Source organism: Cohnella suwonensis (genome assembly GCF_042655365.1).
Classification (GTDB): domain Bacteria; phylum Bacillota; class Bacilli; order Paenibacillales; family Paenibacillaceae; genus Cohnella; species Cohnella suwonensis.
This window is the reverse complement of the sequence record NZ_JBHSMH010000039.1, coordinates 1-586: the sequence shown is the minus strand read 5'-3', so window position 1 is coordinate 586 and position 586 is coordinate 1. Positions and strand designations below refer to the sequence as shown.

At 49.3% G+C, this 586-nt stretch carries 1 protein-coding gene; it reads right to left on the bottom strand.

The features are described 5' to 3' along the window. The coding region (locus ACFPPD_RS12640; RefSeq protein ID WP_378082401.1) for an IS4 family transposase at nt 1-548 on the bottom strand (548 nt) is incomplete at its 3' end. Nucleotides 549-586: the final 38 nt, after the last annotated feature.

Below are 586 nucleotides of genomic sequence, written 5' to 3'. Positions count from 1 at the left end.
ACCAGGCAATAGGCGATTAACGCTGCATAGACCTGATTGTACACCGCATTTCTGCTCGTTCCGTAGAAGTGCTTCACATGCAAATGTTGCTTAATCCACTTGAAAAAGATCTCGATCTGCCACCGATTACGGTAAATATCGGCGATCTCTTCAACGCTCAGTTCAAAATCATTGGTGCAAATGAGAACTTGTTCGCCCTCTTCGTCGAAGCACGTGATCAATCTGAGCGGATTTTGCATCTTGTATGCCGAAACGTCGCTACCGAGCAGAACCGTTGCATCCCCTACGTTGGCGTCGGATACCACAGCGCGTTCTTCTAGCACTTTCATGCATGCGCTTTGTCTCAGTCGCGTGACGAACCGAACGCCGTTGTCGCAGTAAGCATCAAACTTTTTATAGTCGACGTAACCGCGATCGAAGATGTTCAGTACCCCTTCATCCGCTGAGACTAGCTCACCCATGTTTCTGCGCTCATGCACGTTTCCGTTGGTTAGAACGGCCTTTTCCGGGAAGGAAGCAGCGTCCGAATGAATGAATCTGAGGTGCAATCTGACGCCAGCTTTTTTCTTCGAATACGTCGCCCATC